The organism is Kitasatospora sp. NPDC048540, from assembly GCF_040651175.1.
Lineage (GTDB): Bacteria > Actinomycetota > Actinomycetes > Streptomycetales > Streptomycetaceae > Kitasatospora.
This window is the reverse complement of record NZ_JBEZIR010000061.1, coordinates 1-26,478: the sequence shown is the minus strand read 5'-3', so window position 1 is coordinate 26,478 and position 26,478 is coordinate 1. Positions and strand designations below refer to the sequence as shown.

Genomic DNA, 26,478 nt, shown 5'->3' with positions numbered 1-26,478 from the left:
AGGCGTCCTCAGGACAGCTTCGCCAGCAGCAGGTCCTTGACCCTGGCCGCGTCGGCCTGGCCGCGAGTGGTCTTCATGACCGCACCGACCAGCGCGCCGATCGCCTGGACCTTGCCGTCGCGGATCTTGGCGGCGATGTCCGGGTTGTCGGCGATGGCCTGGTCGACGGCCGCGCCGAGCGCGGAGTCGTCCGAGACCACGGCGAGGCCGCGCTGCTCGACGACCGCGTCCGGCTCGCCCTCGCCGGCCAGCACGCCCTCGATGACCTGGCGGGCCAGCTTGTCGTTGAGCTTGCCCTCGGCGACCAGCGCGCACACCCGGGCCACCTGGGCCGGGGTGATCGGCTGCTCGGCCAGCTCGGTGCCGGTCTCGTTGGCCCGGCGGGCCAGCTCGCCCAGCCACCACTTGCGGGCCTGGTCGGCCGGCGCACCGGCGGCGATGGTCTGCTCCAGCAGCTCCACCGCACCGGCGTTCAGCACCGACTGCATGTCCTTGTCGGACAGCGCCCACTCGGCCTGCAGCCGGGCGCGGCGCACCCGCGGCAGCTCGGGCAGCTCGGCCCGCAGCTCCTCGACCCAGGTGCGGGCCGGGGCGATCGGGACCAGGTCGGGCTCCGGGAAGTACCGGTAGTCCTCGGCGTTGTCCTTGATCCGGCCCGCGGTGGTGGTGCCGTTGTCCTCGTGGAAGTGCCGGGTCTCCTGGACGATCGTCCCGCCGTCGGTCAGCACCGTGGCGTGGCGCTGGATCTCGAACCGGGCCGCCCGCTCGACGCTGCGCAGCGAGTTGACGTTCTTGGTCTCCGAGCGGGTGCCGAAGGTCGAGGTGCCGTTCGGGCGCAGCGACAGGTTGACGTCGCAGCGCATCTGGCCCTTGTCCATCCGGGCCTCGGAGACGCCCAGCGCCCGGATCAGCTCGCGCAGCTCGGCCACGTACGCCTTGGCCACCTCGGGGGCGCGCTCGCCGGCGCCCTCGATCGGCTTGGTGACGATCTCGATCAGCGGGATGCCGGCCCGGTTGTAGTCCAGCAGCGAGTGCGTGGCGCCGTGGATCCGGCCGGTGGCACCGCCGACGTGGCTGGACTTGCCGGTGTCCTCCTCCATGTGGGCGCGCTCGATCTCCACCCGGAAGGTCGAGCCGTCCTCCAACTGCACGTCGAGGTAGCCGTTGAAGGCGATCGGCTCGTCGTACTGCGAGGTCTGGAAGTTCTTCGGCATGTCCGGGTAGAAGTAGTTCTTCCGGGCGAACCGGCACCACTCGGCGATCTCGCAGTTCAGCGCGAGGCCGATCTTGATCGCCGACTCCACGCCGACCGCGTTGACCACCGGCAGCGAGCCGGGCAGGCCGAGGCAGGTCGGGCAGGTCTGCGAGTTCGGCTCGGCGCCCAGCTCGGTCGAGCAGCCGCAGAACATCTTGGTCTTCGTACCCAGCTCGACGTGGACCTCAAGGCCCATCACCGGGTCGTACGAGGCGAGAGCGTCCTCGTACGAGACCAGACTGATGACGCTCACAGCGTCCCCTTCACTTGAGTCTTGGAGGTCCGTCAGCCCAGCAGCACGTCGTCGTCGCCGAGCCGCTTGAGCTCACGGACGAGGAGCGCGGTGCCGGTGATCAGCGCGGCGGCGCCGACCAGGGCGTTGATCAGCTTGAGGGTGTCGTTGTCGCCACGTGCCTTGCGGACGTCCTTGACGATCGAGACCGCGCCGAAGGCGCTCGTCCCGATGGACAGCCACAGGCCCGGCTTCGAGTGCTTGAAGCCCTTGGCCTTCGCAACGGTGCTCACAGTGCCGGTGCCTCCTCCAGCAGGGGGTGTCCCCACTTGTCGTTGAGTGCGGCCTCGACGGCGCCGCCCACGCGGTACAGGCGGTCGTCCGCCATCGCGGGCGCGATGATCTGCAGGCCGACCGGGAGATTGTCCTCCGGGGCCAGGCCGCAGGGCAGCGACATGGCCGCGTTGCCCGCCAGGTTCGACGGGATGGTGCACAGGTCGGCCAGGTACATCGCCATCGGGTCGTCGGCGCGCTCGCCGATCGGGAAGGCGGTGGTCGGGGTGGTCGGCGAGATCAGCACGTCGACGCCGGCGAAGGCCGCGTCGAAGTCGCGCGAGATCAGGGTGCGGACCTTCTGCGCCGAGCCGTAGTAGGCGTCGTAGTAACCCGAGGACAGCGCGTAGGTGCCCAGGATGATCCGGCGCTTGACCTCGTCGCCGAAGCCGGCCTCGCGGGTGAGCGCGGTGACGTCCTCGGCGGAGCGGGTGCCGTCGTCGCCGACCCGCAGGCCGTAGCGCATGGCGTCGAAGCGGGCCAGGTTGGAGGAGGCCTCGCTCGGCGCGATCAGGTAGTACGCGGGCAGCGCCAGCGTGAACGACGGGCAGGAGACCTCGACGACCTCGGCGCCCAGCTCGCGCAGCAGCTCCACCGACTCGTGGAAGCGCTGCATCACACCGGCCTGGTAGCCCTCGCCGGCGAACTCCTTGACGATGCCGATCCGCATGCCGCGGATGTCGCGCATCTTCGCCGCCGCGACCACGGCCGGCACCGGCGCGTCGATCGAGGTGGAGTCCAGCGGGTCGTGGCCGGCGATGGCCTCGTGCAGCAGGGCCGCGTCCAGCACGGTCCGGGCGCACGGGCCGCCCTGGTCCAGCGAGGAGGAGAACGCGACCAGGCCGTAGCGGGAGACCGAGCCGTAGGTCGGCTTCACGCCGACCGTGCCGGTGACCGCACCGGGCTGGCGGATCGAGCCGCCGGTGTCGGTGCCGATCGCCAGCGGGGCCTCGTACGCGGCCAGCGCCGCCGCCGAGCCGCCGCCCGAGCCGCCGGGGATCCGGGACAGGTCCCAGGGGTTGCCGGTCGGGCCGAAGGCGGAGTTCTCGGTGGAGGACCCCATGGCGAACTCGTCCATGTTGGTCTTGCCGAGGATCACCACGCCGGCGTCCTTCAGACGCGCCGTCAGGGTCGCGTCGTACGGCGGGATCCAGCCTTCGAGGATCTTCGAGCCGCAGGTGGTCGGGATGCCCTCGGTGGTGAAGACGTCCTTGAGTGCCAGCGGGACGCCGGCCAGCGGGCCGAGCTCCTCGCCCTTGGCGCGCTTGGCGTCCACCGCGCGGGCCGCGGCCAGCGCGCCCTCGGTGTCGACGTGCAGGAAGGCGTTGACCTTCTTGTCGACCGCGTCGATCCGGTCCAGGTGGGCCTGGGCGACCTCGACGGCGGAGACCGTGCCGGAGGCGATCGCGGTGGCGGTCTCGGCCGCGGTGTAGCGGATGAGATCGGTCATGGTGATCAGTCCTCCCCGAGGATCTGGGGCACGCGGAAACGCTGCTCCTCGCTGGCCGGGGCGCCGGACAGCGCCTGCTCCGGGGTGAGCGAGGGCCGCACCTCGTCCGCGCGCATGACGTTGGTCAGCGGCAGCGGGTGGGAGGTCGGCGGGACGTCCTGTCCGGCGACCTCGGAAACGCGGGCGACCGCGCCGATGATCACGTCGAGCTGCTCGGCGAAGTGGTCCAGCTCTTCGGCCTGCAACTCAAGACGCGACAGCCGGGCGAGGTGGGCGACCTCCTCGCGCGTGATGCCAGGCATGCAGCGATCCTCAAGGTGAGTTCTGGTGAGGCCGGGGCCGCTGCTGCGGCGCCCGGCCCGGACGGGCGGGCGCTCGGCGCACCCCGTCCTCTTGGTCTGTGCGCCCCATCCTATGGGGCGCGGCCCGGGCACCGGCGACGCGAGCGGGGCGCCGGGCGGGAAAGCGGCGCCCCGCCGGCCCGTCGAGGGGGCCGGCGGGGCGCCGCGGGACGGTCACTGCTGGGCGGTCGGGGCCCCGAGTTCGGGCTTGGCCTTGCCCTTGCCCTTCGCGCCGGGCCCGAGCTGGGTGGCCGGGCGGACCTGGGTCGCCGTCAGCCGCTCGACCGACGGCGCGCCGGTGCTGTGCACCATCAGCCAGGCGGTGGCCTGGTCGGCCGGCAGCGCGGCCGACACCAGCCAGCCCTGCACCGCGTCCACCCCCATGCTCTGCAGCCGCTCCCAGGTCTCGTCGTCCTCGACGCCCTCGGCGACCACGGTCAGCCCGAGCGAGTGCGCCAGCTCGACCGAGCAGCGCACCACGGCGGCGTCGTGGTCGTCGGCGACCATCCGGGAGACGAAGGAGCGGTCGATCTTGAGTTCGCCGACCGGCAGGCTGCGCAGCCGCACCAGCGAGGAGTGCCCGGTGCCGAAGTCGTCCAGCGACATCCGCACGCCGTAGCGGCGCAGCTCGTCCAGGGTGTCGGCGGCCCGCCGGGAGTCGTCCAGCAGCAGCCGCTCGGTGATCTCCAGCTGGAGCGCGTCGGCCGGCACCTGGTTGCGGTCGAGGTGGCCGGCGACCCGGGCGGCGAAGCCCGGGTTGAGCACGTCGCGCGGCGAGACGTTGACCGCGACCGGCACCTTGAGCCCCTGGGCCCGCCAGATCGCCAGCTGGCCGACGGCCGACTCCAGGACGTAGTCGGTGAGCCTGGGCATCAGGCCGCTGGACTCGGCCAGGCTGATGAACTCGTCCGGGGCGACCCGGCCCTGCCCGGCCCGCTCCCACCGCAGCAGCGCCTCCAGGCCGACCACCCGCCCGTCGAAGGCGACCTTCGGCTGGTAGTGCAGCTTGACCTCGGCGGTCTCCAGCGCCCGCCGCAGGTCGCCGAGCAGCCCGATCCGGTACGGCGTGTCGATGTCCCGCGACTCGTCGTACTGCTCGACGCCGCTGCGGCTGCGCTGGGCGTGGGCCATCGCCACGTCGGCGCGCCGCAGAAGCGATTCGGCGTCCTGGGCGTGGGTCGGGTAGACGCAGACCCCGGCGCTGGCCTCCAGCACCAGCAGCAGCCCGTCGAGCCGGATCGGCGCGGCGAGTTCCACGATCAGGGCCTTTGCCACCCGTTCCATCGTCTCGGGGCTGCCGACCCCGGGCAGCAGCACCGCGAACTCGTCGCCGCCCATCCGGGCCACCACGGCCTGCCCGCTGCGCTGGACGGACGGCGGCAGCGCGGCGAACACGTCCTCCGCCGGGTCCTGCAGCGCGGGCACACCGGGACGCGGCGGGCCGGGCTGCGGGCCCGGGCCCGAGCGCAGCGCCCGGTTCAGCCGCCGGGCGATGTGCACCAGCAGCCGGTCCCCCGCGGTGTGCCCGAGGGCGTCGTTGAGCGAGCGGAACCGGTCCAGGTCGAGCAGGATCAGCCCGACGCTGTAGTCGTCCTCCCCGTCGTGCGCCGCGATGGCCTCCTGCGCGGCGATCAGCAGGGCCTGCCGGTTGGGCAGGTCGGTGAGCGGGTCGGTGAGCTGGTCCCTGGCACGGTCGCGGGCGATCCGCCAGGCCGCCACCAGGACGGCCAGCGGGACCGCGAACAGCGGCAGCAGCTCGGGTTCGTAGCGGTAGACCAGGACGGCGAGCGGGATGAGCGGCGCGGCCCCGGCCAGCACAACGCCGAGCAGCAGGACCGCACCTGCCACCCCCTGCGGCGGGCGTGTGGGCGCACCGCCGGTCGTACGATCCATAAGCCCTGTCCTCCGTCGGGCCCGCCCCGTCAGGCCGCCTTACGGTGAGGCACCGTACCGGTGCCGGTGGACGTCAGGCGACGGGGTGTCCCCACGGGCCCCGGCCAAGACCGGAGCCACCCACCCCTGCTGACTCTCTGTTGCGCTCCAGGGTATGCCGGGGTCGACCGGGAGGGCAGACTTTCGGACACCCTGAGCGCGGCACCGGCCGGACTTCTCCCACCGGGGAGGGTCCGGCCCTGTCCTCACACCGGATGGATGCCCGCGATCCCCGGTTCGGACCCCGGTGACGTCGCATCAGGAGGATAACGGGCCGGACGGTGGTGACCGCTCATCAGTACCCCGCGGGCGGGCTACCCGGCGGGCGCCGCGGGCTCGGCGGCGGGGGCCGGCTCCGCCGCGGCTGCGGCCCCGGGTGCGGCCCCGGGGGCCGGCAGCGGGTCGAGCCCGAGGCTCGCGCGGGCCGCGTCGGGCCCCTGCTCCAGCAGGACGGTGAAGCCCGCGTCGTCCAGCACCGGCAGGCCCAGCTGGACGGCCTTGTCGTACTTGGAACCCGGGTTGTCACCGGCCACCACGAAGTGTGTCTTCTTCGACACCGAGCCGGTCACCTTGGCCCCGCGCGAGGTCAGCGCCTCCTTGGCGCCGTCCCTGGTGTGCCCGGCCAGGGTGCCGGTGACCACCACGGTCAGGCCCTCCAGCGGGCGCGGCCCCTGCTCCTCGGCCCCCTCCTCGACGAAGCGCACGCCGGCGGCCCGCCACTTCTCCAGGATCTCGCGGTGCCACTCCTCCTCGTACCACTCCTTGATGGAGCGGGCGATGGTCGGGCCGACCCCCTCGGCGGCGGCCAGCTCCTCCTCGGTGGCGGCGAAGATCCGGTCCAGGTCGCGGAACTCCCTGGCCAGCGCCTGGGCCGCGACCGGGCCGACGTGACGGATCGACAGGCCGTTCAGGAAGCGCCACAGCGGGCGGTCGCGGACCGCCTGGAGGTTGTCCAGCAGCAGCGTCAGCGACTTCTTCGGCTCGCCGCGGAGATTGGCGAAGAAGGTGGCCACCTTCTCCTCGCCGGTCTGGTCGTCCAGCTTGGGCATGCCGGTCTTCGGGTCGCGCACCAGCACCTTGATCGGCAGCAGCTGCTCGACCGTCAGGCCGAAGATGTCGCCCTCGTTCCCGACCGGCGGGTCGGCGGGCTCCAGCGGCTGGGTCAGCGCGGTGGCCGCGACGTACCCGAGGCCGTCGATGTCCAGCGAGTCGCGGCCGCCGAGGTACGCGATCCGCTCGCGCACCTGGGCGGGGCAGAACTGCGCGTTGGGGCAGCGCAGGTCGATGTCGCCCTCCGACATCGGCCGCAGCTCGGCACCGCACTCGTGGCACTCGGCCGGCATCACGAACTCCCGCTCGGTGCCGTCCCGCAGGTCCTCGACCGGGCCGAGGATCTCCGGGATCACGTCACCGGCCTTGCGCAGCACCACGGTGTCGCCCAGCAGCACCCCCTTGGCCTTCACCACCTGCTGGTTGTGCAGGGTCGCGTACTGCACCATCGAACCGGCCACCTTCACCGGCTCGGCGAGCACCGCGTACGGGGTGGCCCGGCCGGTGCGGCCGATGCCGACCTTGATGCTGGCCAGCTTGGCGGTGACCTCCTCCGGCGGGTACTTCCAGGCGATCGCCCAGCGCGGCGACTTGGAGGTGGCGCCGAGCCGGCCCTGCAGCGCGATCTCGTCCACCTTGACCACGACGCCGTCGATCTCGTGCTCGACCGAGTGCCGCTGCTCGCCGTACTGCTTGATGAAGGCGCGGACCTCGTCGAGGGTGGAGACCACCCGGTTGTGCCGGGCGGTGGGCAGCCCCCAGTCCCGCAGCAGCTGGTAGGCGTGCGACTGGCAGTCGATGTCGAAGCCGACCCGGGCGCCGATGCCGTGCACCACCATGTGCAGCGGGCGGGCCGCGGTGACCTGGGTGTCCTTCTGGCGCAGCGAGCCGGCCGCCGCGTTGCGCGGGTTGGCGAACAGCTTGAGCAGCGCCTGCGGGCGCTTGCCCTGCTTCTCCCGCTCGGCGTTCTCCGCGCGGCGGCGCTCGTTCTCCGCCGCGAAGGAGGCGTTCAGCTCGGCGAACGCCTCGGTCGGCAGGTACACCTCGCCGCGGATCTCCACCAGCTCGGGGACGTTCTCGCCCTGCAGCTGGTGCGGGATCTCCTTGATGGTGCGGACGTTGGCGGTGATGTCCTCACCGACCCGGCCGGTGCCGCGGGTGGCGGCCAGCACCAGCCGGCCGCGCTCGTAGGTGAGGTTGACGGCCAGGCCGTCGACCTTGAGCTCGCACAGGTAGTGGTAGTCGATGCCGGACAGCTCGCCGGCGACCCGCTCGGCCCAGGCGGCCAGCTCCTCGTCGTCCATCGCGTTGTCCAGGCTGAGCAGCCGCTCGCGGTGCTCGACCTTGGCGAAGGCGTCGGTGGCGCTGCCACCGACCTTCTGGGTGGGCGAGTCGGGGGTGACCAGCGCCGGGTGCCCGGCCTCCAGCGACTCCAGCTCGCGCATCAGCCGGTCGAACTCCGCGTCGCTGACGACCGGGGCGTCCTGGTCGTAGTACCGGACCCGGTGCTCCTCGATCTCGGCCGCCAGCTCCGCATGCCGCGTGCGAACCTCGGCCGGGATCTCCTCCCAGCCCTCAACAGCCGCCACCCTGGGCCCTCCTGCCGTCTTACTCCGGGTTGTCCACCAGGCTCTGCGCCGCCTTCACACTGAGTGACAATGCCCGCTTGGCGTAGTCGGGGGAGGCCCCCGCCAGCCCGCAGGTCGGTGTCACCAGCACCCGGCGGCCCAGGAGCTCCGGATCCAGCCCGAGCCTGCGCCACAACGTCCTGACACCCTGGACACTACCGGCCGGGTCCGACAATCCCGTGTCGGTGGAGGGCACCACACCGGCCAGGATCACAGTGCCGCCCTCGACCGCCTCGCCGAGATCGTCGTCGTCACGCTCCGTCAGGAACGAGAAGTCCAGCGACACCCCCGCCACCCCGGCCCGGCGCAGCAGCGGGATCGGCACCCCGGGCGCGCAACTGTGCACCACCACCGGCACGTCCAGCGCCCGGACCACCGAACGCAGCGTCTCCTCGGCCACCTGCCGGTCGACCGCGCGCAGCCGCTGGAACCCGCTCGCGGTCTTCACCGACCCGGCCAGCACCGCCGACAGCGACGGCTCGTCGAGCTGCAGGACGGGCTCCGCGCCCGGCACCCGGGTGCGGACCTCGGCCAGGTGCCGGCGCAGGCCCTCGGTCAGCGACCCGGCGATGTCCCGGCACGCGCCCGGGTCGGCCAGCGCCTTCTCGCCGTGCCGCAGCTCGACGGAGGCGGCCAGCGTCCACGGGCCGACGGCCTGCAGCTTCAGCGGCCCCCGGTAGCCCTGGGTGAACTCCTCCAGCGCGTCCAGGTCCTCGCCGAGCCAGGAGCGGGCCCGCCGGCTGTCCCGCCCGGGCCGGTCCGCGAACCGCCAGCCGCTCGGCTCGACCTGGGCGAACAGCTCGACCAGCAGGCCGGCGCCGCGCCCGATCATGTCGGCGCCCGGCCCGCGGGCGGGCAGCTCCGGCAGGTGCGGCAGCAGCTCCAGCGAGCCGGTCACCGTCCTGGCCGTCTCCCGGGCATCGGTGCCGGGCATGGACCCGACGCCGCTGGCGGCGCCGGACAGGGCGGGGAAGGAGAATTCGGTGCTCACCCGGCCGAGCCTAGGGCACCGCGCGCCCGCGGACGGCCGGGCCGCCGGGGTCAGGCGCCGGGCACGGTCAGGCGCCGGGCCGGACGGTGATCTCGGTGATCGCCGCGTCGCGCGGCAGGTCGAGCGCGGTGACGATCGCGGTGGCCACCGACTCCGGGTCGATCCAGCGGCTCGGGTCGTACTCCTTGCCCTCCTGGTGGTGCACCTTGAGCTGCATCGGGGTGGCGGTCCGGCCCGGGTACACCGTGGTGACCCGTACGCCGTTCTCCTGCTCCTCGGCGCGCAGGGCGTCGGCCAGTGCCCGCAGGCCGAACTTGCTGGCCGCGTACCCGGCCCAGTTCGCGTCCGCCCGCAGGCCCGCACCGGAGTTGACGAACACCACCTGGCCCCTGGCCTGGCGGATCGACGGCAGGAAGAGCCTGGTGAGCTCGGCCGGTGCGACGGTGTTCACGTTCAGCTGGTACTGCCAGGCCTTCACCGGCAGGTCACCGACGGTCCCGAGCTCCACCACGCCCGCGATGTGCAGCAGTGCGTCCACCTCGACCGGCATCTCCTGCTGGCCGAGCGCCCAGGACAGCTTGGCCGGGTCCGCGAGGTCGCCGACCAGTGTGCGGGCGCCGGGGAAGCGCGAGCGCAGCACCGCCGCCCGCTTGGCATCGCGCGCCAGCAGCCACAACTCGGCGCCCCGGGCGGCGAGTCGCTCGGCGACGGCCGAGCCGATGCCGGAACCGGCGCCGGTGATCAGGTGTGCACCCATGATGTCCTCAGTGTGGTCGTGGGGGTCGGGTGGGGAGTCGATCGCGGTCGGTGCGGTCAGCGGCGGCGGTCGAGCCGTGCCAGCGCCTCGGCGGGGGTGTCAGCGAAGGTGATCAGCTCGGCGAGCGGACGCGGCAGGAAGCCCTCGGCGTCCATCCGCTCCAGCTGGGTCCGCAGCCCCGCGTAGAAGCCCTCGGTGTCCAGCACCACGACCGGCTTGTCGTGCAGGGCGTGCTTCTTCAGCTCCAGCACCTCGGTGACCTCGTCCAGCGTGCCCAGCCCGCCGACCAGCACCACCACGGCGTCGGCCCGCGCCAGCAGCTGCGCCTTGCGCTCCGCCAGGTCGGCGGTCATCACCAGCTCGTCGGCGCCCTCGTACGTCTTGTGCGCCAGCAGCTCCACCGAGATCCCGACCAGCCGCCCGCCGGCCTCCTTGACCCCGTCGGCGAGCAGCCCCATCAGCCCGGCGTGCGAGCCGCCCCACACCAGGGTGTGGCCGCCCGCCCCGAGCAGCCGCGCGAACTCGGCGGCGGGGGCAGTGTAGCGGTCGTCCAGCGAGTACGCGGAGCAGAAGACAGTGATGTTCATGATTCCCCAGGTCTACCACGCCCTCCGCCCGGAGCCGGTGCGCAGGGGGTTGCTCCAGGGGCGCGGGGACCGCGCGAATCGGGAGGGCAGCTCGCCGCACCTTCCGTCTCCCGCAGCTCCCAGCGCCCCCGGAAGAGTGCGCCGCCCCCGGGGAAGCCCCCCGGAGCGCGCCTCAGGCCGTGACGGCCCGCCGCTGCGTCGTCGCGATGGTGGCCGAGCCGACCACGCGGGTGCCGTCGTAGAGGACCACGGCCTGCCCCGGGGCGATGCCGCGGACGGGCGCGGCAAGCCGGACGGTCAGCTCCCCGTCCACCACCGCCGCCGTGACCGGCACCTCCTCGCCGTGCGCCCGCAGCTGCGCCGTGTACGCGGCCTCCCCGGCCGGCTCCTCGCCGCACCACCGCGGCCTGATCGCCGTCAGCCCGAGCACGTCCAGGCCCTCGGCGGGGCCGACGGTGACGGTGTTGTTCACGGGCGAGATGTCCAGGACGTAGCGCGGCTTGCCGTCGGCGGCGGGCCGGCCGATCCGCAGGCCCTTGCGCTGGCCGATGGTGAAGCCGTACGCACCGTCGTGCTCGCCGAGCTTGCTGCCGTCGGCGTCGAGGATGTCCCCGGTCGCGGTGCCGAGGTGCTTGGCGAGGAAGCCCTGGGTGTCGCCGTCGGCGATGAAGCAGATGTCGTGGCTGTCGGGCTTCTTGGCGACGGCCAGGCCCCGGCGCTCGGCCTCCTGCCGGATGGCGTCCTTGGTGGTGTCGCCGAGCGGGAACATCGAGTGCGCGAGCTGCTCCGCGTCCAGCACCCCGAGCACGTACGACTGGTCCTTCGCCGGGTCGACGGCCCGGTGCAGTTCGCGTCCGCCGCCGGGCAGCTCGACGATCCTGGCGTAGTGGCCGGTGCAGACCGCGTCGAAGCCGAGGGCGATGGCCTTGTCCAGCAGCGCGGCGAACTTGATCTTCTCGTTGCAGCGCAGGCACGGGTTGGGGGTGCGGCCGGCCGCGTACTCGGCGACGAAGTCGTCGATCACGTCCTCGCGGAACCGCTCGGCGAGGTCCCAGACGTAGAACGGGATGCCGATCACGTCGGCGGCCCGCCGGGCGTCCCGGGAGTCCTCGATGGTGCAGCAGCCGCGGGCGCCGGTCCGGAAGGACTGCGGGTTGGCGGACAGCGCCAGGTGGACGCCGGTCACCTCGTGGCCGGCCTCGGCGGCACGGGCGGCGGCGACGGCGGAGTCGACGCCGCCGGACATGGCCGCGAGCACCCGCAGGCGCGGGCTGTCACTGGGGAGGGTCGGGGCACCGGGGAAGTCGCTCATGATGCGACCAGCGTACGTGCTCCCGCTCGGCAGGCGGTAAAGGAATCCTCGACCGTCCGCGGCAACCCTCTCCCCTGCCCCGGGCCCGCGCTCAGCGCCGGGCGGCGGCCGCCAGGCCCGCGTTGCGGGCCCGCTCGACGGCCGGGGTGAGCGCCGCGGTGAGCGCCTCGACGTCGGCGCGGGTGGAGGTGTGGCCGAGCGAGAACCGCAGCGAGGCCCGGGCCAGCAGCGGGTCGGCGCCCATCGCCAGCAGCACGTGGCTGGGCTGCGGTACGCCGGCCGAGCAGGCCGAGCCGGTGGAGCACTCGACGCCCTGGGCGTCGAGCAGCATCAGCAGCGCGTCGCCCTCGCAGCCCGGGAAGGAGAAGTGCGCGTTGGCGGCGAGCCGCCCGGCCGGCGCCGGGTCGCCGTTGAGGATCACGTCCGGCACGGCGCCGCGGACCGCGGCGATCAGCTCGTCGCGCAGCGCGCCGACCGCGGCGGCGTACGGTTCGCGGCGCTCGACGGCGAGCGCGGCGGCGGTGGCGAAGCCCGCCGCGCCGGGCACGTCCAGGGTGCCGGAGCGCACGTCCCGCTCCTGCCCGCCGCCGTGCAGCAGCGGCACCGGGGTGGCCTGACGGGCCAGCAGCAGCGCACCGACGCCGTACGGGCCGCCGATCTTGTGGCCGGTGACGGTGAGCGCGGTGAGCCCGGAGTCGGCGAAGGAGAGCGGGACCTGACCCAGCGCCTGGACCGCGTCGGCATGCATCGGGATCCCGAACTCCCGCGCCACCTCGGCCAGTTCGGCGACCGGCTGAACGGTGCCGACCTCGTTGTTGGCCCACATCACGGTGATCAGCGCGACCGAGGACGGATCCCGCTCGACGGCCTCGCGCAGCGCGTCGGGGTGCACCCGGCCGTACGAATCCACCGGCAGGTAGTCGACCAGCGCGCCCTCGTGCTCGGCCAGCCAGTGCACCGCGTCCAGCACCGCGTGGTGCTCGACCGGGCTGCACAGCACCCGGCGGCGGGCCGGGTCGGCGTCGCGGCGGGCCCAGTACAGCCCCTTCACGGCGAGGTTGTCGGACTCGGTGCCGCCGCCGGTGAGGACGATCTCGCTCGGGCGGGCGCCCAGCGACTCCGCGAGGGACTCCCGGGACTCCTCGACCACCCGGCGGGCCCGGCGGCCGGCCGCGTGCAGGGAGGAGGCGTTGCCGACGACCCCGAGCTGCGCCGTCATGGCGGCGACAGCCTCGGGCAGCATCGGAGTGGTCGCGGCGTGGTCGAGATAAGCCATAGCGGGACCAAGTGTAGGCGTCGCCAGGGTCACGATTTGGCCATTGCACCCTCTGCAACGCGCCGTTAGCCTCCTGCCTCACTGGCAGGCGTGGAGGGGCGGACACGATGTCGCAGACGGTCGACCGGGCGCTGACCATCCTGGCCGCCCTCGGCGAGGGGCCTAGCTCGCTGGAACAGGCGGCGAACCGGATCGGTGTGCACAAGTCCACCGCCCTGCGGCTGCTGCGCACGCTGCAGGAACACGGCTTCGTCACCCGCCAGAGCGACCACCGCTACCGGCTCGGCGGCCGGCTGTTCTCGCTCGCCCAGCAGGCGCTGGAGACGATCGACATCCGGCAGGTCGCCGCGCCGTACCTGGCCTCGCTGAACGAGCGCTACGGGCACACCGTCCAGCTGTCGGTGCTGGAGGACGGCAAGGTGCTGCACCTGGACAAGGCGCAGAGCCGCTACCCGGACCGGCCCGGCTCCCGGCTCGGCCCGGACGGCCGCTTCGGCCACCGCCCGCCCGCGGCCGCGACGGCGATCGGGCGGGTGCTGCTGGCGGACCTGCCGCCGGAGCAGCTGACGGCCTTTCTGGCGGCGCAGCGGGCCGGCGGGCAGGAGACCGGCCCGACCGAGGAACTGCGGGCCGAGCTGGCGGCCGTGCGCAGCCGGGGCTGGTCCGCGGACGAGGCGGCCGGCCCGGGGACGGTCAGCCTGATCGCCGCGCCGATCGCCGGCACCGAGGGCCGGGCGATCGCCGCCTGTTCGCTGTCCGCGCCCGCCCACGAGGCCTCGGCGGCGGAGCTGAGCCGGCTGCTGCCGGAGCTGCTGTGCACGGTGGAGGCGATCTCGCTGGCGTACGGGGGGACGCCTACTCCTCGCTGGTGCGAGAACCGTTGCGGTGCCAAGCACGTGGAGCGCGCCAGCCGTACCTGAGCGCCAGCATCCGGATCACGAAGGCGCACAGCGCGGCGGCCGAGGCGTTCAGCGGCGTGAGGCGGTCGACCGAGATCAGCACCGCGACCACGGTGGCGCCGGCCAGCGCGGGCACCGCGTAGATCTCCCGGTCCCAGCGCAGCAGCGAGGGCTGCTCGGTGGCGAGGACGTCGCGGATGACGCCGCCGCCGGCGGCGGTGAGCATGCCGAGCGCCACCGAGGCGACCGAGCCGAGGCCGTAGTCGTGGGCCTTGATCGTGCCGGTGACGCAGAACAGGCCGAGGCCGGCCGCGTCCAGGGTCTGCACGGCGGTGTTGATCCGCTCCACCTGCGGGTGCAGGAAGAACACCACCAGGCCGGCGGCGAGCGGGGTGGAGAAGTAGCCGAGGTTGCTGAACGCCGCCACCGGCGTGGCCCCGATCACCAGGTCGCGCATCACCCCGCCGCCCAGCGCGGTCGCCTCGGCGAGCACGCAGATACCGAAGATGTCCATGTTCTTGCGGACGGCCAGCAGGCCGCCGGACAGGGCGAAGACGAAAATGCCGATCAGGTCCAGGGCCTGTTGCACCCCTGGCGGGAAGATTTGCGAGGTCACCGGCCCAGTCTCCCTGCCGCCCCGGCCCGCGGCCCAATCGAACAGCGGGCCCCGCCGCACGCCCCCGGGATCAGGCGAAGGTCTCGCGCGGGGGCGGGCCGCCCAGCGCGTCGAGCCGCTCCGGCATCGTCAGACTGGTCATCCGGTGCCAGCCGGCCACCCGCTCGTAGCCGAACACCGCGTGGACGCCGGCCGCCAGCACCGCCGACTTCGCCCGCGGCCAGCGCAGGATCGCGCCCATGTGGGCCATCACCGCCAGGCTCACGTCCCGGTAGGTGCTGATCTCGGCGCGGGCGGTCTCCTGCAGCGTTGCGAGGATCCGCCGGCCGTGCCCGGCGTGGGCGAGGCGCAGCAGCTCCTCGTGGCAGTACGCGAGGTGGTTGTCCTCGTCGTTGGAGATCATCCGCACCGCGTGGCCGACCTCGGGGTGGTGCCCGAACACCCTCTTCAGCAACTGCATCTGCTCGGCCGCCCGCTGCTCGGTGACCCGGCTGTGCGCAAGGTAGGTGATCACGTCGGACTCGCTCAGCGGCTCGTCGCGGCGCAGCCGGGAGTGGGCCAGGCCGATCCCCTGGCGCTCCAGGATCATCGTGTAGTCGGTGTCGTCCGGGACGTCCACCGGCGACAGCCCGCGCTTGCGCAGCAGCGCGTTGAAGATCCGGCCGTGCTTGTCCTCGTCCGCGCCGTGCCGGGCGATCCGGGGGGCCAGCCACTGGTCGTCCACCAGCCGGGAGATCCGGCCGTTCTCCCAGCCGCCCTGGTCCTCGCCCTTGGCCGCGATGGAGCAGAACAGCCGGAAGGCTTCGTCGTCGTCGTGGATCTCCTGGAACAGACTGCGCGCCGACAGCACCTGAGGCCTCCCAGCTGCCCGGCCGGGGTCGGGCGTCGATCGGAACAGAACTCCGATCAGTGAATGCAGGCCCGGCCGCACCCGCAACCGCTCGCACCGCCCGCTGCGCCGTACGGGGGAGCGGGCGGCGCGGGCGGCCCCCGGGGTGCCACGACGCCGAAGGCCGCCACCCGGTGCGGGGGTGGCGGCCTTGGGCGCGTACGGGCGGGGCCCGCACCGGGTCAGACCAGGACGGGGTTCTCCGGGAAGTGGCAGGCGACCTGGTGGCCGACCTTGGCCGCGACCAGCGGCGGCTCCTGGGTGGAGCAGACGTCCTGGGCCTTCCAGCAGCGGGTGCGGAAGCGGCAGCCGCTCGGCGGGTTGATCGGGGAGGGGACGTCACCGGTGAGCAGGATCCGCTCGCGGCGCTCCTTGCGGCCCGGGTCCGGGACCGGCACCGCCGACATCAGCGCGGTGGTGTACGGGTGCATCGGGGCCTTGTAGAGCGAGTCCCGGTCGGCGATCTCGACGATCTTGCCGAGGTACATCACCGCGACCCGGTCCGAGACGTGCCGGACCACCGAGAGGTCGTGCGCGATGATCAGGTAGGTCAGGCCGAGCTCGCTCTGCAGGTCGTCGAGGAGGTTGACCACCTGGGCCTGGATGGAGACGTCCAGGGCCGAGACCGGCTCGTCCGCGACGATCATCTTGGGCTTGAGCGCCAGGGCCCGGGCGATGCCGATGCGCTGGCGCTGGCCGCCGGAGAACTCGTGCGGATAGCGGTTGTAGTGCTCGGGGCTGAGGCCGCACAGCTCCAGCAGGTCCTGCACCGCCCGCTTCACCCCGTGCTCGGTCTGCACCTTCTGCAGCCGGAACGGCGCACCCACGATGGTGCCCACGGTGTGCCGCGGGTTCAGCGAGGAGTACGGGTCCTGGAAGATCATCTGGATGTCCTTGCGCAGCGGCCGCATCGCGCCCGTGCTCAAGTGGGTGATGTCGGTGCCCTCGAACTCGATCTTCCCGCCGGTGGGCTCGGCGAGCCGGGTGACCAGCCGCCCCATCGTCGACTTGCCGCAGCCCGACTCGCCGACCACGCCGAGGGTCTCCCCCGGGTTGACCGTGAAGTCGATCCCGTCCACGGCCCGGACGGCACCGGTCTGCCGGCGCAGCACGCCCTTGGTGATGGGGAAGTGCTTGGCCAGAGCGGTCACCTTGAGCAGCGGCTCGCGGTCGGCGGCGGGCGCGGGGGCCGGGATCGCCGCTGTCGATGAGTCCGTCATGGGGTGTCTCCTGAGGGGTGGAACGGGGTCACAGCCGGGGCGCGATCTCGTCGGCGAAGATCCGGTGCCGGTCGGCGGCCGGCAGGTGGCAGGCGGCGTGGTGCCGCTCGGCGGCCTCCGCGAGCACCGGCACCTCGGTGGACGAGCGCCCGCCGGTCAGCTCCGCGTACGGGCAGCGCGGGTGGAAGGCGCAGCCGGAGGGCACGTTGATCAGGCTGGGCGGGGTGCCCTTGACCGGGATCAGGCGGTCCTGCAGCTCCCGGTCCAGGCGCGGCATCGAGCCCAGCAGGCCCCAGGTGTACGGGTGTTCGGGCGCCTGGAAGAGGGTGGCCGCGGGGCCGCGCTCGACGCACTTGCCGCCGTACATCACCAGGATGTCGTCGGCCAGCTCGGCGACCACGCCGAGGTCGTGGGTGATGATGATGACGGCCGAGCCGAACTCCTGCTGCAGGTCCCGGATCAGGTCCAGGATCTGGGCCTGGACGGTGACGTCCAGGGCCGTGGTCGGCTCGTCCGCGATCAGCAGCGAGGGGTCGTTGACCAGCGACATCGCGATCATCGCGCGCTGGCGCATGCCGCCGGAGAACTGGTGCGGGTAGTCGTCCACCCGGCGGTCGGGCTGCGGGATGCCGACCCGGTCGAGCATCTCGACGGCCCGCTTGCGGGCGTCCTTCTTCTTCACCTCCGGGTGGTGCACCCGGTAGGCCTCCACGATCTGCTGCCCGACGGTGTAGTACGGGTGCATCGCGGTCAGCGGGTCCTGGAAGATCATCGCCATCCGGCGGCCGCGCAGCTGGCGGACCCGCTCGGGGCCGGCGGCGATCAGGTCCTCGCCGTCCAGCCAGATCTCGCCGGTGATCCTGGCCCGCTTGGAGCGGTGCAGGCCCATGATGCCGAGCGAGGTGACGGACTTCCCGGAGCCGGACTCGCCGACGATGCCGAGGGTCTTGCCCTTCTGCAGGTCGAAGCTGACCCCGTCCACCGAGCGGACCAGGCCGTCGTCGGTGTCGAAGTGGATCCGCAGGTCGCGCACCGACAGGAAGGCGTCCGGCGAAGAGGTCTGAAGGTCGATCATGACAGCCTCACGCGGGGGTCGACTGCGGCGTACAGGAGGTCAACCAGGAGGTTGCAGGCGACGATGAAGAAGGCGGCCACCAGCGTCACACCGAGCACCTTGGGCAGGTCGTTCTCGCCGATGGCGGCGACCGCGTAGGCGCCGATGCCCTTGAGCGAGAAGACCTGTTCGGTGATCAGGGCGCCGCCGAGCAGCAGGCCGAGGTCCATGCCGAAGATGGTGATGATCGGGGTGAGCGCGGAGCGCAGCCCGTGCCGGACGACCACCTTGCGCTCGGCCAGGCCCTTGGCCCGGGCGGTGCGGATGTAGTCCTCGCTCATCGTCTCGAGCATCCCGGCCCGGGTGAGCCGGGCGTAGAGCGCCGAGTAGAGGAAGGCCAGCGAGACCCAGGGCAGCACCAGGTGCCCGGCCCAGGCGAACGGGTCGTCGGTGAAGTTGACGTACTCCACGTTCTCGAACAGCGGCCACTTGAAGTGGAAGGCCAGCAGCAGCAGCGCGCCGGTGAAGAAGACCGGGCTGGAGACGCCCGCCAGGGCGATGCCCATGGAGAGCCGGTCGAAGATCGACTTCGGCTTCAGCGCGGAGACCACGCCGGTGGAGACACCGGAGATCAGCCAGATCACCGAGGCGCCGACGGCCAGCGAGAAGGTCACCGGGATGCGCGAGGAGATCTCCGGCCAGACCTCGACGTGGTTCTTGAACGAGTAGCCGAAGCACGGCACGTGGCAGCTGACCGGGTCCGGGCCGAACTTGTACTCGGCACCGCTGACCAGGGCCTTCAGGAACCGGCCGTACTGGACGTAGAGCGGCTGGTCGAAGCCGAGGTTCTGCTTGACCGCGGCGATCGCCTCGGGGCTGGGGTTCTTGCCGACGTACTGCGCGGCCAGCTGGTCGGTGGTCTCGCCGGCCAGCGAGGGGAGCAGGAAGAAGATGCCGAAGGTGATGGCGCTGACTACCAGCAGCAGCACGACGGCCGCGAGGATCCTTCGGATGATGTAGGCGAACATAGTCGGTCGGCTGCGGCGGCCCGCCTCCGTCCGGGGTGACCGGACCGGAGGCGGGCGCCGCTGCCTTCACCTGCCTTCAGGGGTGTGGAGCCAGGCTCTTACTTGGTGACGCCGATGTTCAGGTAGTCGTACTGACCCGAGAAGGCCGGGGTGGACGCCACGTTGGTGGCACCCGCCGGGCGGTACAGGAAGACCTTGTAGTAGGTCAGCGGGACGATGACCGCGGCGTCCATGGTCTTCTTGTCGATCTCGCCGTAGATCTTCTCGCGGGCGGCCCGGTCCGGGTTGGCGATCGCGTCGTCCAGCAGCTTGTTGATCGACGGGTCGTTCAGCTGCGAGAGGTTGGTGTTACCGGACTTCTTGATCGCCCGGCCGTCCACCACCTGCTGCAGGAAGCCGTAGCCGGTCGGCCAGTCGGCGCCCCACTGCATCATGATCAGACCGGTGTTGTGGCTGTCGGTGTACTCCGGCACGCCCGCGAAGTCCGAGAAGTACTTGCCCTGCGGGAACTGCTGGATCTCGACGTCGATGCCGACCTTCTTCAGCGCCGCCTGGATCGCGGTGGCCGAGGCGACCTCGGTCGAACGGTCCTGACGGGCCATGATGCTGGTCTTGAAGCCGTCCGGCTTGCCGCAGGCCTTCAGGGCGTCCTTGGCCTTGGCCTCGTCACCCTTGTTGCCCTCGGTCGCGTACGGGTCCGACTTCTGGTAGCCCGGGATGTCCGGCGGGAGCACCGTGGAGGCGATGTCGCCGCGGATCGGGCCGCCGATCGCGGTCTGCACCGAGACCTTGTCGATCGCGAACTGGACGGCCTTGCGGCAGTCGATGTTGTCGAACGGCGCGACCTTGGTGTTGATCGCGGTGTAGACCAGACGGCCACCGTAGGTGTTGTCGGTCTGCGCCTTGAGCTTGGGGTCCAGCAGCAGCTTGGCCTGGGTCTGCGGGTCGACGCCCTTGCCGGCCAGGTCGACCTGGGCGTTGCCGGCCAGCAGGTCCTGGTCGATGGTCGACTGCGCGATCTTCAGCTTGACCTGGATCTTGTCGGCGAGCTGCTTGCGGATCGGGTCGGTCTTCGGGTCCCAGTTGGTGTTCGGGACCAGCACGACCTCCTTGCCGTCCTCGTAGCTCTGGAACTTGTAGCTGCCGGTGGAGGCGATGTGCTTGACGTAGTCCGCGCCGGTGTCCTTGGCCTGCGGCACCGGGACCGTCTGCGGGGCGCTGACCAGGTAGTCGAAGTCGGCGAACGGCTGCTTCAGGTGGAAGACGATGGTGGTGTCGTCCGGAGTCTCGATGGCCTTCAGGTCACCGGTCTTGTCCTTGTACGGACCCTGGTAGGGGGTGTCGTTGTCCTTGAGCAGGTCGTGGAAGTACGTCGGACCGTTGGACAGCACGTCGGGCGCGAAGTTGGAGCGCTCCACCGCGTACTTGACGTCCTTGGAGGTGACCGCGGTGCCGTCGTCGTACTTGATGCCGGCCCGCAGCTTGTAGGTCCAGGTCAGACCGTCCGGGCTGACCTGGCCCAGCGACTCGGCCAGGTCCGGGACCAGCTTGTTGCCGGCCTCGCCGGCGGCGGGCTGGAAGGTGGTCAGCGGACGGCCGTACAGACGCGAGAAGTTGTACATGTACGCGTAGTACGTGTTGCCCGGGTCGAAGGAGTCGGGCACGTCGGAGTGCTCGTAGACGACCGTGCCGCCCTTGGCGTCCGAGGCGTTCACGATGTTCTTCGTCGCGGCGTCGGCGCCGGCGACGGAGCCGCCCTTGGTGGCGCCGTCGGTGCTGCCCTTGCTGCTGGAGCAGCCGGTGAGGGTCAGCGCCACGGCCGCGGCGAGCGCGGTCAGCGCGGCAGTACGGGACCTGCGCATAGCTGAGATCAACCCCTTGGAGGATGAGCGATGACGGTGGAAATCCCTGACGGCTACGTCAGTTGTTCTTGGGGTCGAGGGCGTCACGGAGCCCGTCGCCCAACAGGTTGAAAGCGAGCACGGTGACGAAGATCGCCAGGCCGGGGACCATCAGGTACTGCGGGTCCACCTGGTAGTAGTCGATCGCGTTGCTCAACATGCCGCCCCAGGAGGCCTGTGGCGGCTCGATGCCGACGCCGAGGAAGCTCAGGCCGGCCTCGAAGAGGATGTTGGTCGGGATCAGCAGGGTCGAGTAGACCAGGATCGGACCGACCAGGTTGGGCAGCAGTTCCTTGAAGAGGATGAACGGGCCGCGGGCGCCGAGGCTGCGGGCCGCGTCCACGAACTCGCGCTCGCGCAGCGAGAGCGTCTGGCCGCGCACGATCCGGCCCATGTAGGGCCAGTTGAAGAAGCCGATCACGAAGATCAGCACGGTGATGTGCAGCGAGGTGCCGTGCAGCCCGAACGCGCCGTCCTTGAGCGAGGCCGAGATGGCGATCGCGAACAGCAGCAGCGGGAAGGCCAGGAACATGTCCATCAGCCGGCTGATCACGGTGTCCACCCAGCCGCCGTAGTAGCCGGCGGTGATGCCGAGCACGGTGCCGATGACGTTGGACAGGATGGTGGCACCGAATGCCACCAGCAGCGAGACCCAGGAGCCTTCGATGACCCGGGTCAGCAGGTCGCGTCCGTACTGGACGTCGACGCCGAGCGGGTGCTCCCAGCTCATGCCGCCCCAGTCGCCGAACGGGATGCCGCCGAGGTTGGCGTCCAGCGCGTCCTGGTGGAAGGCGTTCGGGTCGAGGCCGAAGACCGCCTCGATCGGCTTGGCCAGCACTGCGAGCAGCACCAGCAGGATCACGACCACGCCGCCGGCGACGGCGGCCTTGTCGCGCTTGAAGCGCAGCCAGGCGATCTGGCTGAGCGATCTGCCCTCGATCCGCTTCACCGGGCCGGTTTCCTGCTTGGCCTGGGGTGCGGAGCCGAGGGTCTCGTTCGATGTGGTCATGGTCAGTTCGGTCCCCTCGCCGACGGTGGCCGGCCCACGGTCTCCGGCCGGTTCGTGGCCTGCCCGGCCCGGTGGGGCCAGGAGCTCGAAAGGGCCGGAATTGCGCCACTGATGCTTGGTGACGGTGCGTCGGTGCGGTGGTGCCGGGCTCGTGCGGCGGTGCTGAAGGTGCGGTGCTGAAATGCCGGGGTACTGCGGTCCCGGGCGGGCGGCGGTCAACTGCGCCGGTACGCCGGGTCGTTGCGAGGTGCGTGGTACCGGTCGGAAAGCGACCCGTGCCGTTCAGGATTCTCAGCTTGCGCGTTCGCCTTCGTGGGGCTCGCTACGCGCTCTGCATTGCGCAGCACTCTGTGTCATTCGGACAGCCTTGCGCCAGACCTCACAACCGAAGGATGCCCAACTGTGATCTGCCTGCATGCACGACTGTTTCCACCGCATATCGCTCTTCACACAGGTGTTACGTGCCTGTCAAGACGCCCGCTGACGAATGGTCGCCAGTGGCGGAAAACTGCCAGGTCGGCGTGGGGGGACAAAAGGAAGCACCCGTGGGCGAAAACGCCTACGGGTGCTCAGAAAATGGCATACGAACGTAGTTCAGCGGCCCGGGTAGCCCTGCCACGGCTGCTGCGGCCAGCCCGCCACCGACTGCCCCTGCGGGGGCGGATAGCCGTACCCCGGGTACGGCGGCTGCGGGGCGGCCTGCTGCGGGCCGAACCGGGCCTCGCGGTCGTAGAACGGGCGCGCGTTGGCCAGCAGCCACATCGCCACCGGGTCGAACTCGTCGGCCAGCATCACCGTCGACACCGAGGTGCCCTCCGGCAGGTGCACCACCGCGCGCTGGACCAGCGCCCGGGCCGCCTCGACCGCGGGCGGCGAGGTGTCGTACAGGTCGAGGCCGATCGCCAGGTAGGGCTCGCCGAGCGCGGGCCGCACCCAGACCTGCCGCAGCGAGCGCAGCGGCCTGACCTCGGCCGCCTGGTGCTCCAGCTGGGCGTAGAACGGCGGGGCGGCCAGCTGGGGTTCGGCCAGCTGCAGCGGGCCGGCCGGGAGCCGGTCCAGGCCCACCGCGATCCGGCGCAGGTCCGCCCAGGGCACGCCGACCCCGCCGCCGGGCACGTGCGGGTCCAGCCACAGGCCCCAGCGGGTCCGGTAGAGCGCGCCCGCGATCTCCAGCCCGGAGATCACCTCGTGGCCCCGGGCCCAGCCGCTGGCACTCAGCTGCCCCGGCGAGGTGACGGCAGGCGCGTAGCCGAGACCGCCGATGTCCATGTTCCCGTACTGGGCGTCGGGGCTGCCGGGCTGTCCGTGCCACAGCAGCATCCAGACCTGGCCCTCGGCCAGCGCGCGCAGCAGCGCTTCGTAGGCCTCGTACCGCTCGGGCGCGACCTGGGCCAGGGCACGCTCGATCGCCCCCGGGTCACCACCGGGGCGCGCCTGGCCCCACTGGCCCGGCGCGCCGCCGCCTGCCGCTCCCGCGCTCACGCGCCCACCTCGCTCTCGCCCGTCCCGTCGCCTCCGCGGCCCCGCCGCGCGGACTGTCGGCAGCAACCCTATGGGGCAAGGCCGACAGCCGTCATACCGCCGTCCCCCTACTGGACGGTCACCGCCGGGGCGGGCCGCCCGCGGGGCCCGGTCCCGTCCCGCCCGTTCAGGCGCGGACGTAGAACGGCCGCACCTGGGTGACGAGCCAGTCGACCACCGGGTCGGCGGCCAGGTCCAGCAGCACCAGGTGGACGCCCCAGGCCGGGGCGGCGGTTCCGAGCGCCCGGCCGAGCGCCTCGCCCACCCGGGCCGGGTCGGCGGGCAGCGCGGGGTCGAGCTGGATGCCCAGGTAGAGCAGGGTGGCCTCACCCTCCACCTTGGCCAGCGCCCGACGGGCCGTCAACACCTCGGGCAGCATCGCGAGTTCGGATCCGGCGGCGGCCAGGAAGGCGTACGGCTCCTGGTGCGGCTCGGGCTCCTTGAGGGCGACCCTCGCCCCCTCGGGCACACCGCCGTCCGTCGGCCGATCGCCCTGCGGGCCGCGCCGCAGCTCGCCCACGCCCTCCGGCGGCACCGGGATGCCGACCGGCGCCTCGGGGTTGACCGCGATGCCGATGCCCAGCGGCAGGCCGCGGGCGAACTCCCACATCGGCGCGATCGCGAAGGCCATCCCGGGCGCCTGGCGCAGGAACTCCTCCTGGGAGGAGAAGACCGGCACGTACGGCGCGCCGGCCAGTTCGATGGTGGGCAGGTCCAGCGACTGGCCCTGCTGGTCGGCGCCGGCCGGCAGCGGGATCCACACCTGGCTGCGGGCCAGCACCTCGATCACCCGGGGCGTGGCGCCCGGGTCGCCCAGGGCCGCGGTGAGGACCTGTTCCAGCTCGTTGACCGGCCAGCTCCCGCCCTCGGGAGCCGCGCCCGGCTCCGTCCAAGGCCGTGCCTCGCCCGCCGGGTACCCCATCCGTCTCTGCCCCTTCCGCCCTGACCGGGCGAGCCCGCGCGCCGCGCGCCGTGCGCGGGCCGAAGAACCGTCCCGCAGAGCGTATCGCCCGGCCCCCCTCCCGCAGGGCCCCGCGGGCATGCCATGATGACCCCGATCGAACTTCATACTGGCCGCTCGAACCCGCGCGGGAGAGTCCGGAGTGCCACTACACGGCACGGGCCGGCGCCGAAGGAGCAAGTCCTCCCCGGAATCTCTCAGGCCACCCATACCGCGCGGGCGAGGCACATCTGGAAAGTGGACACGGCCGCGCCGTGCGCCCACCCACGGTGCAAGCCGCCATTCTTGTGTGCGGTGAAGCTCTCAGGTTGTGACGACAGACGGGGAGACTCCACCCCCGCATGCCCGCATCCAGGTGCGGGCGCGCTCCGTGAGTGTCCAGCCAAGGAGTCCCGCCGCCATGTCCCTCCGCCACACCGCGCTCGACGCGCTGCACCGCTCGCTCGGTGCCACCATGACCGACTTCGCCGGCTGGGACATGCCGCTGCGCTACGGCTCCGAGCGCGAGGAGCACCTCGCGGTCCGCACCAGGGCCGGCCTCTTCGACCTCTCCCACATGGGCGAGATCACCGTCAGCGGCCCGCAGGCGGGCGAACTGCTGGACCACGCGCTGGTCGGCTTCATCTCCGCGCTCGGCGTGCTGCGCGCCCGCTACACCATGATCTGCCGCGAGGACGGCGGCATCCTCGACGACCTGATCGTCTACCGCACCGGCGAGGCCGAGTACATGGTGGTCGCCAACGCCTCCAACGCCCAGGTGGTGCTGGACGCGCTGACCGAGCGGGCGGCCGGCTTCGACGCCGAGGTCCGCGACGACCGCGACGCCTACGCGCTGCTCGCCGTCCAGGGCCCGGAGGCCAACGGCATCCTGGCCTCGCTGACCGACGCCGACCTGCCGGGGCTGAAGTACTACGCGCTGCTGCCCGCCACCGTCGCCGGCCGCGAGGTGTGGCTGGCCCGCACCGGTTACACCGGCGAGGACGGCTTCGAGATCTTCTGCGCCCCCTCCGACGCCGAGCACCTGTGGCAGGAGCTCAGCAAGGCCGGCGCCGACAAGGGCCTGGCGGCCTGCGGCCTGTCCTGCCGCGACACCCTCCGGCTGGAGGCGGGCATGCCGCTGTACGGGCACGAGCTGTCCACCGACCTCACCCCGTTCGACGCCGGCCTCGGCCGGGTGGTGCGCTTCGACAAGACCACCAACGACGGCCGCTTCGTCGGCCGCGAGGCGCTGGAGCGGGCCGCCGCCGCGGCCGAGACCGCCCCGCCGCAGGTGCTGGTGGGCCTGGTCTCCGAGGGCAAGCGGGTGCCGCGCGCCGAGTACGCGGTGGTCTCCGCCGAGGGCGCCCCGATCGGTCGGATCACCTCCGGCGCCCCCTCCCCCACCCTGGGCAAGCCGATCGCCATCGCGTACGTGGACGCCGCGCACGCCGCCCCGGGCACCGCCGTCGCGGTCGACGTCCGCGGCAAGCACGAGCCGGTCGAGGTCGTCGCGCTGCCGTTCTACAAGCGCGCCCGCTGACCCGCACCAATCCGACAGGCCGGTCCGGTCGGCGGACGGCTTCGCCCTACCCTCTTGCGATCCTGGAGAATGACGTCATGAGCAACCCCACGCACCTGCAGTACACCAAGGAGCACGAGTGGCTGACCGCGGCCGACGCTGACGGCGTCTCGACCGTCGGCATCACCAAGCACGCGGCCGACGCGCTCGGCGACATCGTGTACGTCCAGCTCCCGGAGGTCGGCGACACCGTCACCGCCGGCGAGACCTGTGGTGAGCTCGAGTCCACCAAGTCGGTCAGCGACCTGTACTCGCCGGCCACCGGCGAGATCGTCGAGATCAACCAGGCCGTCATCGACGACCCGGCCCTGGTCAACGGCGAGCCCTTCGAGGGTGCCTGGCTGTTCAAGCTCAAGGTCGAGGCGACCGACGAGCTGCTGGACGCCGAGGCCTACACCGCGTTCACCAGCGGCGCCTGACCCACCGCGTGAAAGGGGGCCGGCCGCAGCGCGGCGGACGGCCCCTTCCCCTCAGGTAACCGCCCAGCCCCACGGGAAGACCCACTCATGACGGTTCTCAACCAGTCCCTGCACGCGCTCGACCCGGAGATCGCCGCCGCGGTCGACGCCGAGCTGCACCGCCAGCAGACCACCCTCGAAATGATCGCCTCCGAGAACTTCGCCCCGGTGGCGGTCATGGAGGCCCAGGGCTCGGTCCTGACCAACAAGTACGCCGAGG

Annotated in this window: 23 protein-coding genes, 1 pseudogene and 1 riboswitch; of the genes and pseudogenes, 4 read left to right on the top strand and 20 right to left on the bottom strand. The window is 72.2% G+C overall.

Features of this window, described 5'->3' with window-relative positions; genetic code table 11:
* Positions 1-8: 8 nt before the first annotated feature.
* The 11 genes from gatB to AB0D08_RS23080 form a co-directional block, all read right to left on the bottom strand.
* Positions 9-1,508 (bottom strand): Asp-tRNA(Asn)/Glu-tRNA(Gln) amidotransferase subunit GatB, encoded by a 1,500-nt coding sequence (gene gatB, locus AB0D08_RS23130; RefSeq protein ID WP_033820078.1) that lies wholly within the window; start codon positions 1,506-1,508, stop codon positions 9-11.
* Positions 1,509-1,540: 32 nt separating this feature from the next.
* Positions 1,541-1,780, bottom strand: coding sequence for a hypothetical protein (locus tag AB0D08_RS23125; protein WP_033820077.1), 240 nt, complete (start codon positions 1,778-1,780; stop codon positions 1,541-1,543).
* Complete coding sequence (gene gatA, locus AB0D08_RS23120) at positions 1,777-3,270, bottom strand: Asp-tRNA(Asn)/Glu-tRNA(Gln) amidotransferase subunit GatA (protein ID WP_033820076.1); 1,494 nt, start codon at positions 3,268-3,270, stop codon at positions 1,777-1,779. Before gatA ends, AB0D08_RS23125 begins: the two co-directional genes overlap by 4 nt.
* A 5-nt stretch (positions 3,271-3,275) precedes the next feature.
* Positions 3,276-3,572, bottom strand: a complete 297-nt coding sequence (gene gatC, locus AB0D08_RS23115) for an Asp-tRNA(Asn)/Glu-tRNA(Gln) amidotransferase subunit GatC (RefSeq protein ID WP_033820075.1) — start codon at positions 3,570-3,572, stop codon at positions 3,276-3,278.
* Between the two features lie 213 nt (positions 3,573-3,785).
* Positions 3,786-5,504, bottom strand: coding sequence for a bifunctional diguanylate cyclase/phosphodiesterase (locus tag AB0D08_RS23110; protein WP_051812219.1), 1,719 nt, complete (start codon positions 5,502-5,504; stop codon positions 3,786-3,788).
* A 353-nt stretch (positions 5,505-5,857) separates the two neighbouring features.
* Positions 5,858-8,182: an NAD-dependent DNA ligase LigA gene (gene ligA, locus AB0D08_RS23105; RefSeq protein WP_359891208.1), complete on the bottom strand. Its 2,325-nt coding sequence runs from the start codon at positions 8,180-8,182 to the stop codon at positions 5,858-5,860.
* Between the two features lie 19 nt (positions 8,183-8,201).
* Complete coding sequence (locus tag AB0D08_RS23100) at positions 8,202-9,155, bottom strand: methionine synthase (protein ID WP_359891226.1); 954 nt, start codon at positions 9,153-9,155, stop codon at positions 8,202-8,204.
* Between the two features lie 124 nt (positions 9,156-9,279).
* Positions 9,280-9,969: an SDR family oxidoreductase gene (locus AB0D08_RS23095; RefSeq protein ID WP_033820073.1), complete on the bottom strand. Its 690-nt coding sequence runs from the start codon at positions 9,967-9,969 to the stop codon at positions 9,280-9,282.
* Between the two features lie 56 nt (positions 9,970-10,025).
* Positions 10,026-10,556: a TIGR00730 family Rossman fold protein gene (locus AB0D08_RS23090; RefSeq protein ID WP_033820072.1), complete on the bottom strand. Its 531-nt coding sequence runs from the start codon at positions 10,554-10,556 to the stop codon at positions 10,026-10,028.
* Between the two features lie 172 nt (positions 10,557-10,728).
* On the bottom strand, positions 10,729-11,868 hold the full coding sequence (gene mnmA, locus AB0D08_RS23085) for a tRNA 2-thiouridine(34) synthase MnmA (protein WP_033820071.1): 1,140 nt from the start codon (positions 11,866-11,868) through the stop codon (positions 10,729-10,731).
* Positions 11,869-11,959: 91 nt separating this feature from the next.
* Complete coding sequence (locus AB0D08_RS23080; protein WP_359891203.1) at positions 11,960-13,144, bottom strand: cysteine desulfurase family protein; 1,185 nt, start codon at positions 13,142-13,144, stop codon at positions 11,960-11,962.
* Positions 13,145-13,251: 107 nt separating this feature from the next.
* Between AB0D08_RS23080 and AB0D08_RS23075 the strand changes: the two genes are divergently transcribed.
* The gene (locus tag AB0D08_RS23075) at positions 13,252-14,064 is read left to right on the top strand and encodes an IclR family transcriptional regulator (protein WP_033820069.1); all 813 of its coding nucleotides are present in this window, start codon (positions 13,252-13,254) and stop codon (positions 14,062-14,064) included.
* Here the strand turns inward: AB0D08_RS23075 and AB0D08_RS23070 are convergent.
* The 9 genes from AB0D08_RS23070 to AB0D08_RS23030 all read right to left on the bottom strand — a co-directional run bounded on the left by AB0D08_RS23070 (position 14,000) and on the right by AB0D08_RS23030 (position 24,203).
* Complete coding sequence (locus AB0D08_RS23070) at positions 14,000-14,659, bottom strand: trimeric intracellular cation channel family protein (protein WP_051812217.1); 660 nt, start codon at positions 14,657-14,659, stop codon at positions 14,000-14,002. The genes AB0D08_RS23075 and AB0D08_RS23070 overlap by 65 nt on opposite strands.
* Positions 14,660-14,729: 70 nt before the next feature.
* Positions 14,730-15,509 (bottom strand): hypothetical protein, encoded by a 780-nt coding sequence (locus AB0D08_RS23065; protein WP_033820068.1) that lies wholly within the window; start codon positions 15,507-15,509, stop codon positions 14,730-14,732.
* Between the two features lie 221 nt (positions 15,510-15,730).
* Positions 15,731-16,768: a dipeptide ABC transporter ATP-binding protein gene (locus tag AB0D08_RS23060; RefSeq protein ID WP_033820067.1), complete on the bottom strand. Its 1,038-nt coding sequence runs from the start codon at positions 16,766-16,768 to the stop codon at positions 15,731-15,733.
* A 28-nt stretch (positions 16,769-16,796) separates the two neighbouring features.
* Complete coding sequence (locus AB0D08_RS23055; protein WP_033820066.1) at positions 16,797-17,843, bottom strand: ABC transporter ATP-binding protein; 1,047 nt, start codon at positions 17,841-17,843, stop codon at positions 16,797-16,799.
* Entirely contained in the window at positions 17,840-18,850 is a 1,011-nt protein-coding gene (locus tag AB0D08_RS23050) for an ABC transporter permease (protein WP_033820065.1), read from the bottom strand. The genes AB0D08_RS23055 and AB0D08_RS23050 overlap by 4 nt, the downstream gene beginning before the upstream one ends.
* Before the next feature lie 98 nt (positions 18,851-18,948).
* Positions 18,949-20,712, bottom strand: a complete 1,764-nt coding sequence (locus tag AB0D08_RS23045; RefSeq protein WP_033820064.1) for an ABC transporter substrate-binding protein — start codon at positions 20,710-20,712, stop codon at positions 18,949-18,951.
* A 58-nt stretch (positions 20,713-20,770) separates the two neighbouring features.
* Positions 20,771-21,760, bottom strand: a complete 990-nt coding sequence (locus AB0D08_RS23040) for an ABC transporter permease (protein WP_033820063.1) — start codon at positions 21,758-21,760, stop codon at positions 20,771-20,773.
* A 594-nt stretch (positions 21,761-22,354) separates the two neighbouring features.
* Complete coding sequence (locus tag AB0D08_RS23035; protein WP_033820080.1) at positions 22,355-23,167, bottom strand: enhanced serine sensitivity protein SseB C-terminal domain-containing protein; 813 nt, start codon at positions 23,165-23,167, stop codon at positions 22,355-22,357.
* A 241-nt stretch (positions 23,168-23,408) separates the two neighbouring features.
* Positions 23,409-24,203 carry an enhanced serine sensitivity protein SseB C-terminal domain-containing protein gene (locus AB0D08_RS23030; RefSeq protein WP_359891197.1) on the bottom strand — a complete coding sequence of 265 codons (795 nt, stop codon included), beginning with the start codon at positions 24,201-24,203 and terminating at the stop codon, positions 23,409-23,411.
* Positions 24,204-24,360: 157 nt separating this feature from the next.
* A riboswitch (glycine riboswitch) is annotated at positions 24,361-24,466 on the top strand.
* Positions 24,467-24,642: 176 nt separating this feature from the next.
* Between AB0D08_RS23030 and gcvT the strand changes: the two genes are divergently transcribed.
* The 3 genes and pseudogenes from gcvT to AB0D08_RS23015 all read left to right on the top strand — a co-directional run.
* The gene (gene gcvT, locus AB0D08_RS23025; protein WP_033820061.1) at positions 24,643-25,761 is read left to right on the top strand and encodes a glycine cleavage system aminomethyltransferase GcvT; all 1,119 of its coding nucleotides are present in this window, start codon (positions 24,643-24,645) and stop codon (positions 25,759-25,761) included.
* Between the two features lie 77 nt (positions 25,762-25,838).
* Positions 25,839-26,219, top strand: a complete 381-nt coding sequence (gcvH, locus tag AB0D08_RS23020) for a glycine cleavage system protein GcvH (RefSeq protein ID WP_033820060.1) — start codon at positions 25,839-25,841, stop codon at positions 26,217-26,219.
* Positions 26,220-26,306: 87 nt separating this feature from the next.
* Positions 26,307-26,478, top strand: a pseudogene (locus tag AB0D08_RS23015) (serine hydroxymethyltransferase); the annotation flags it as partial.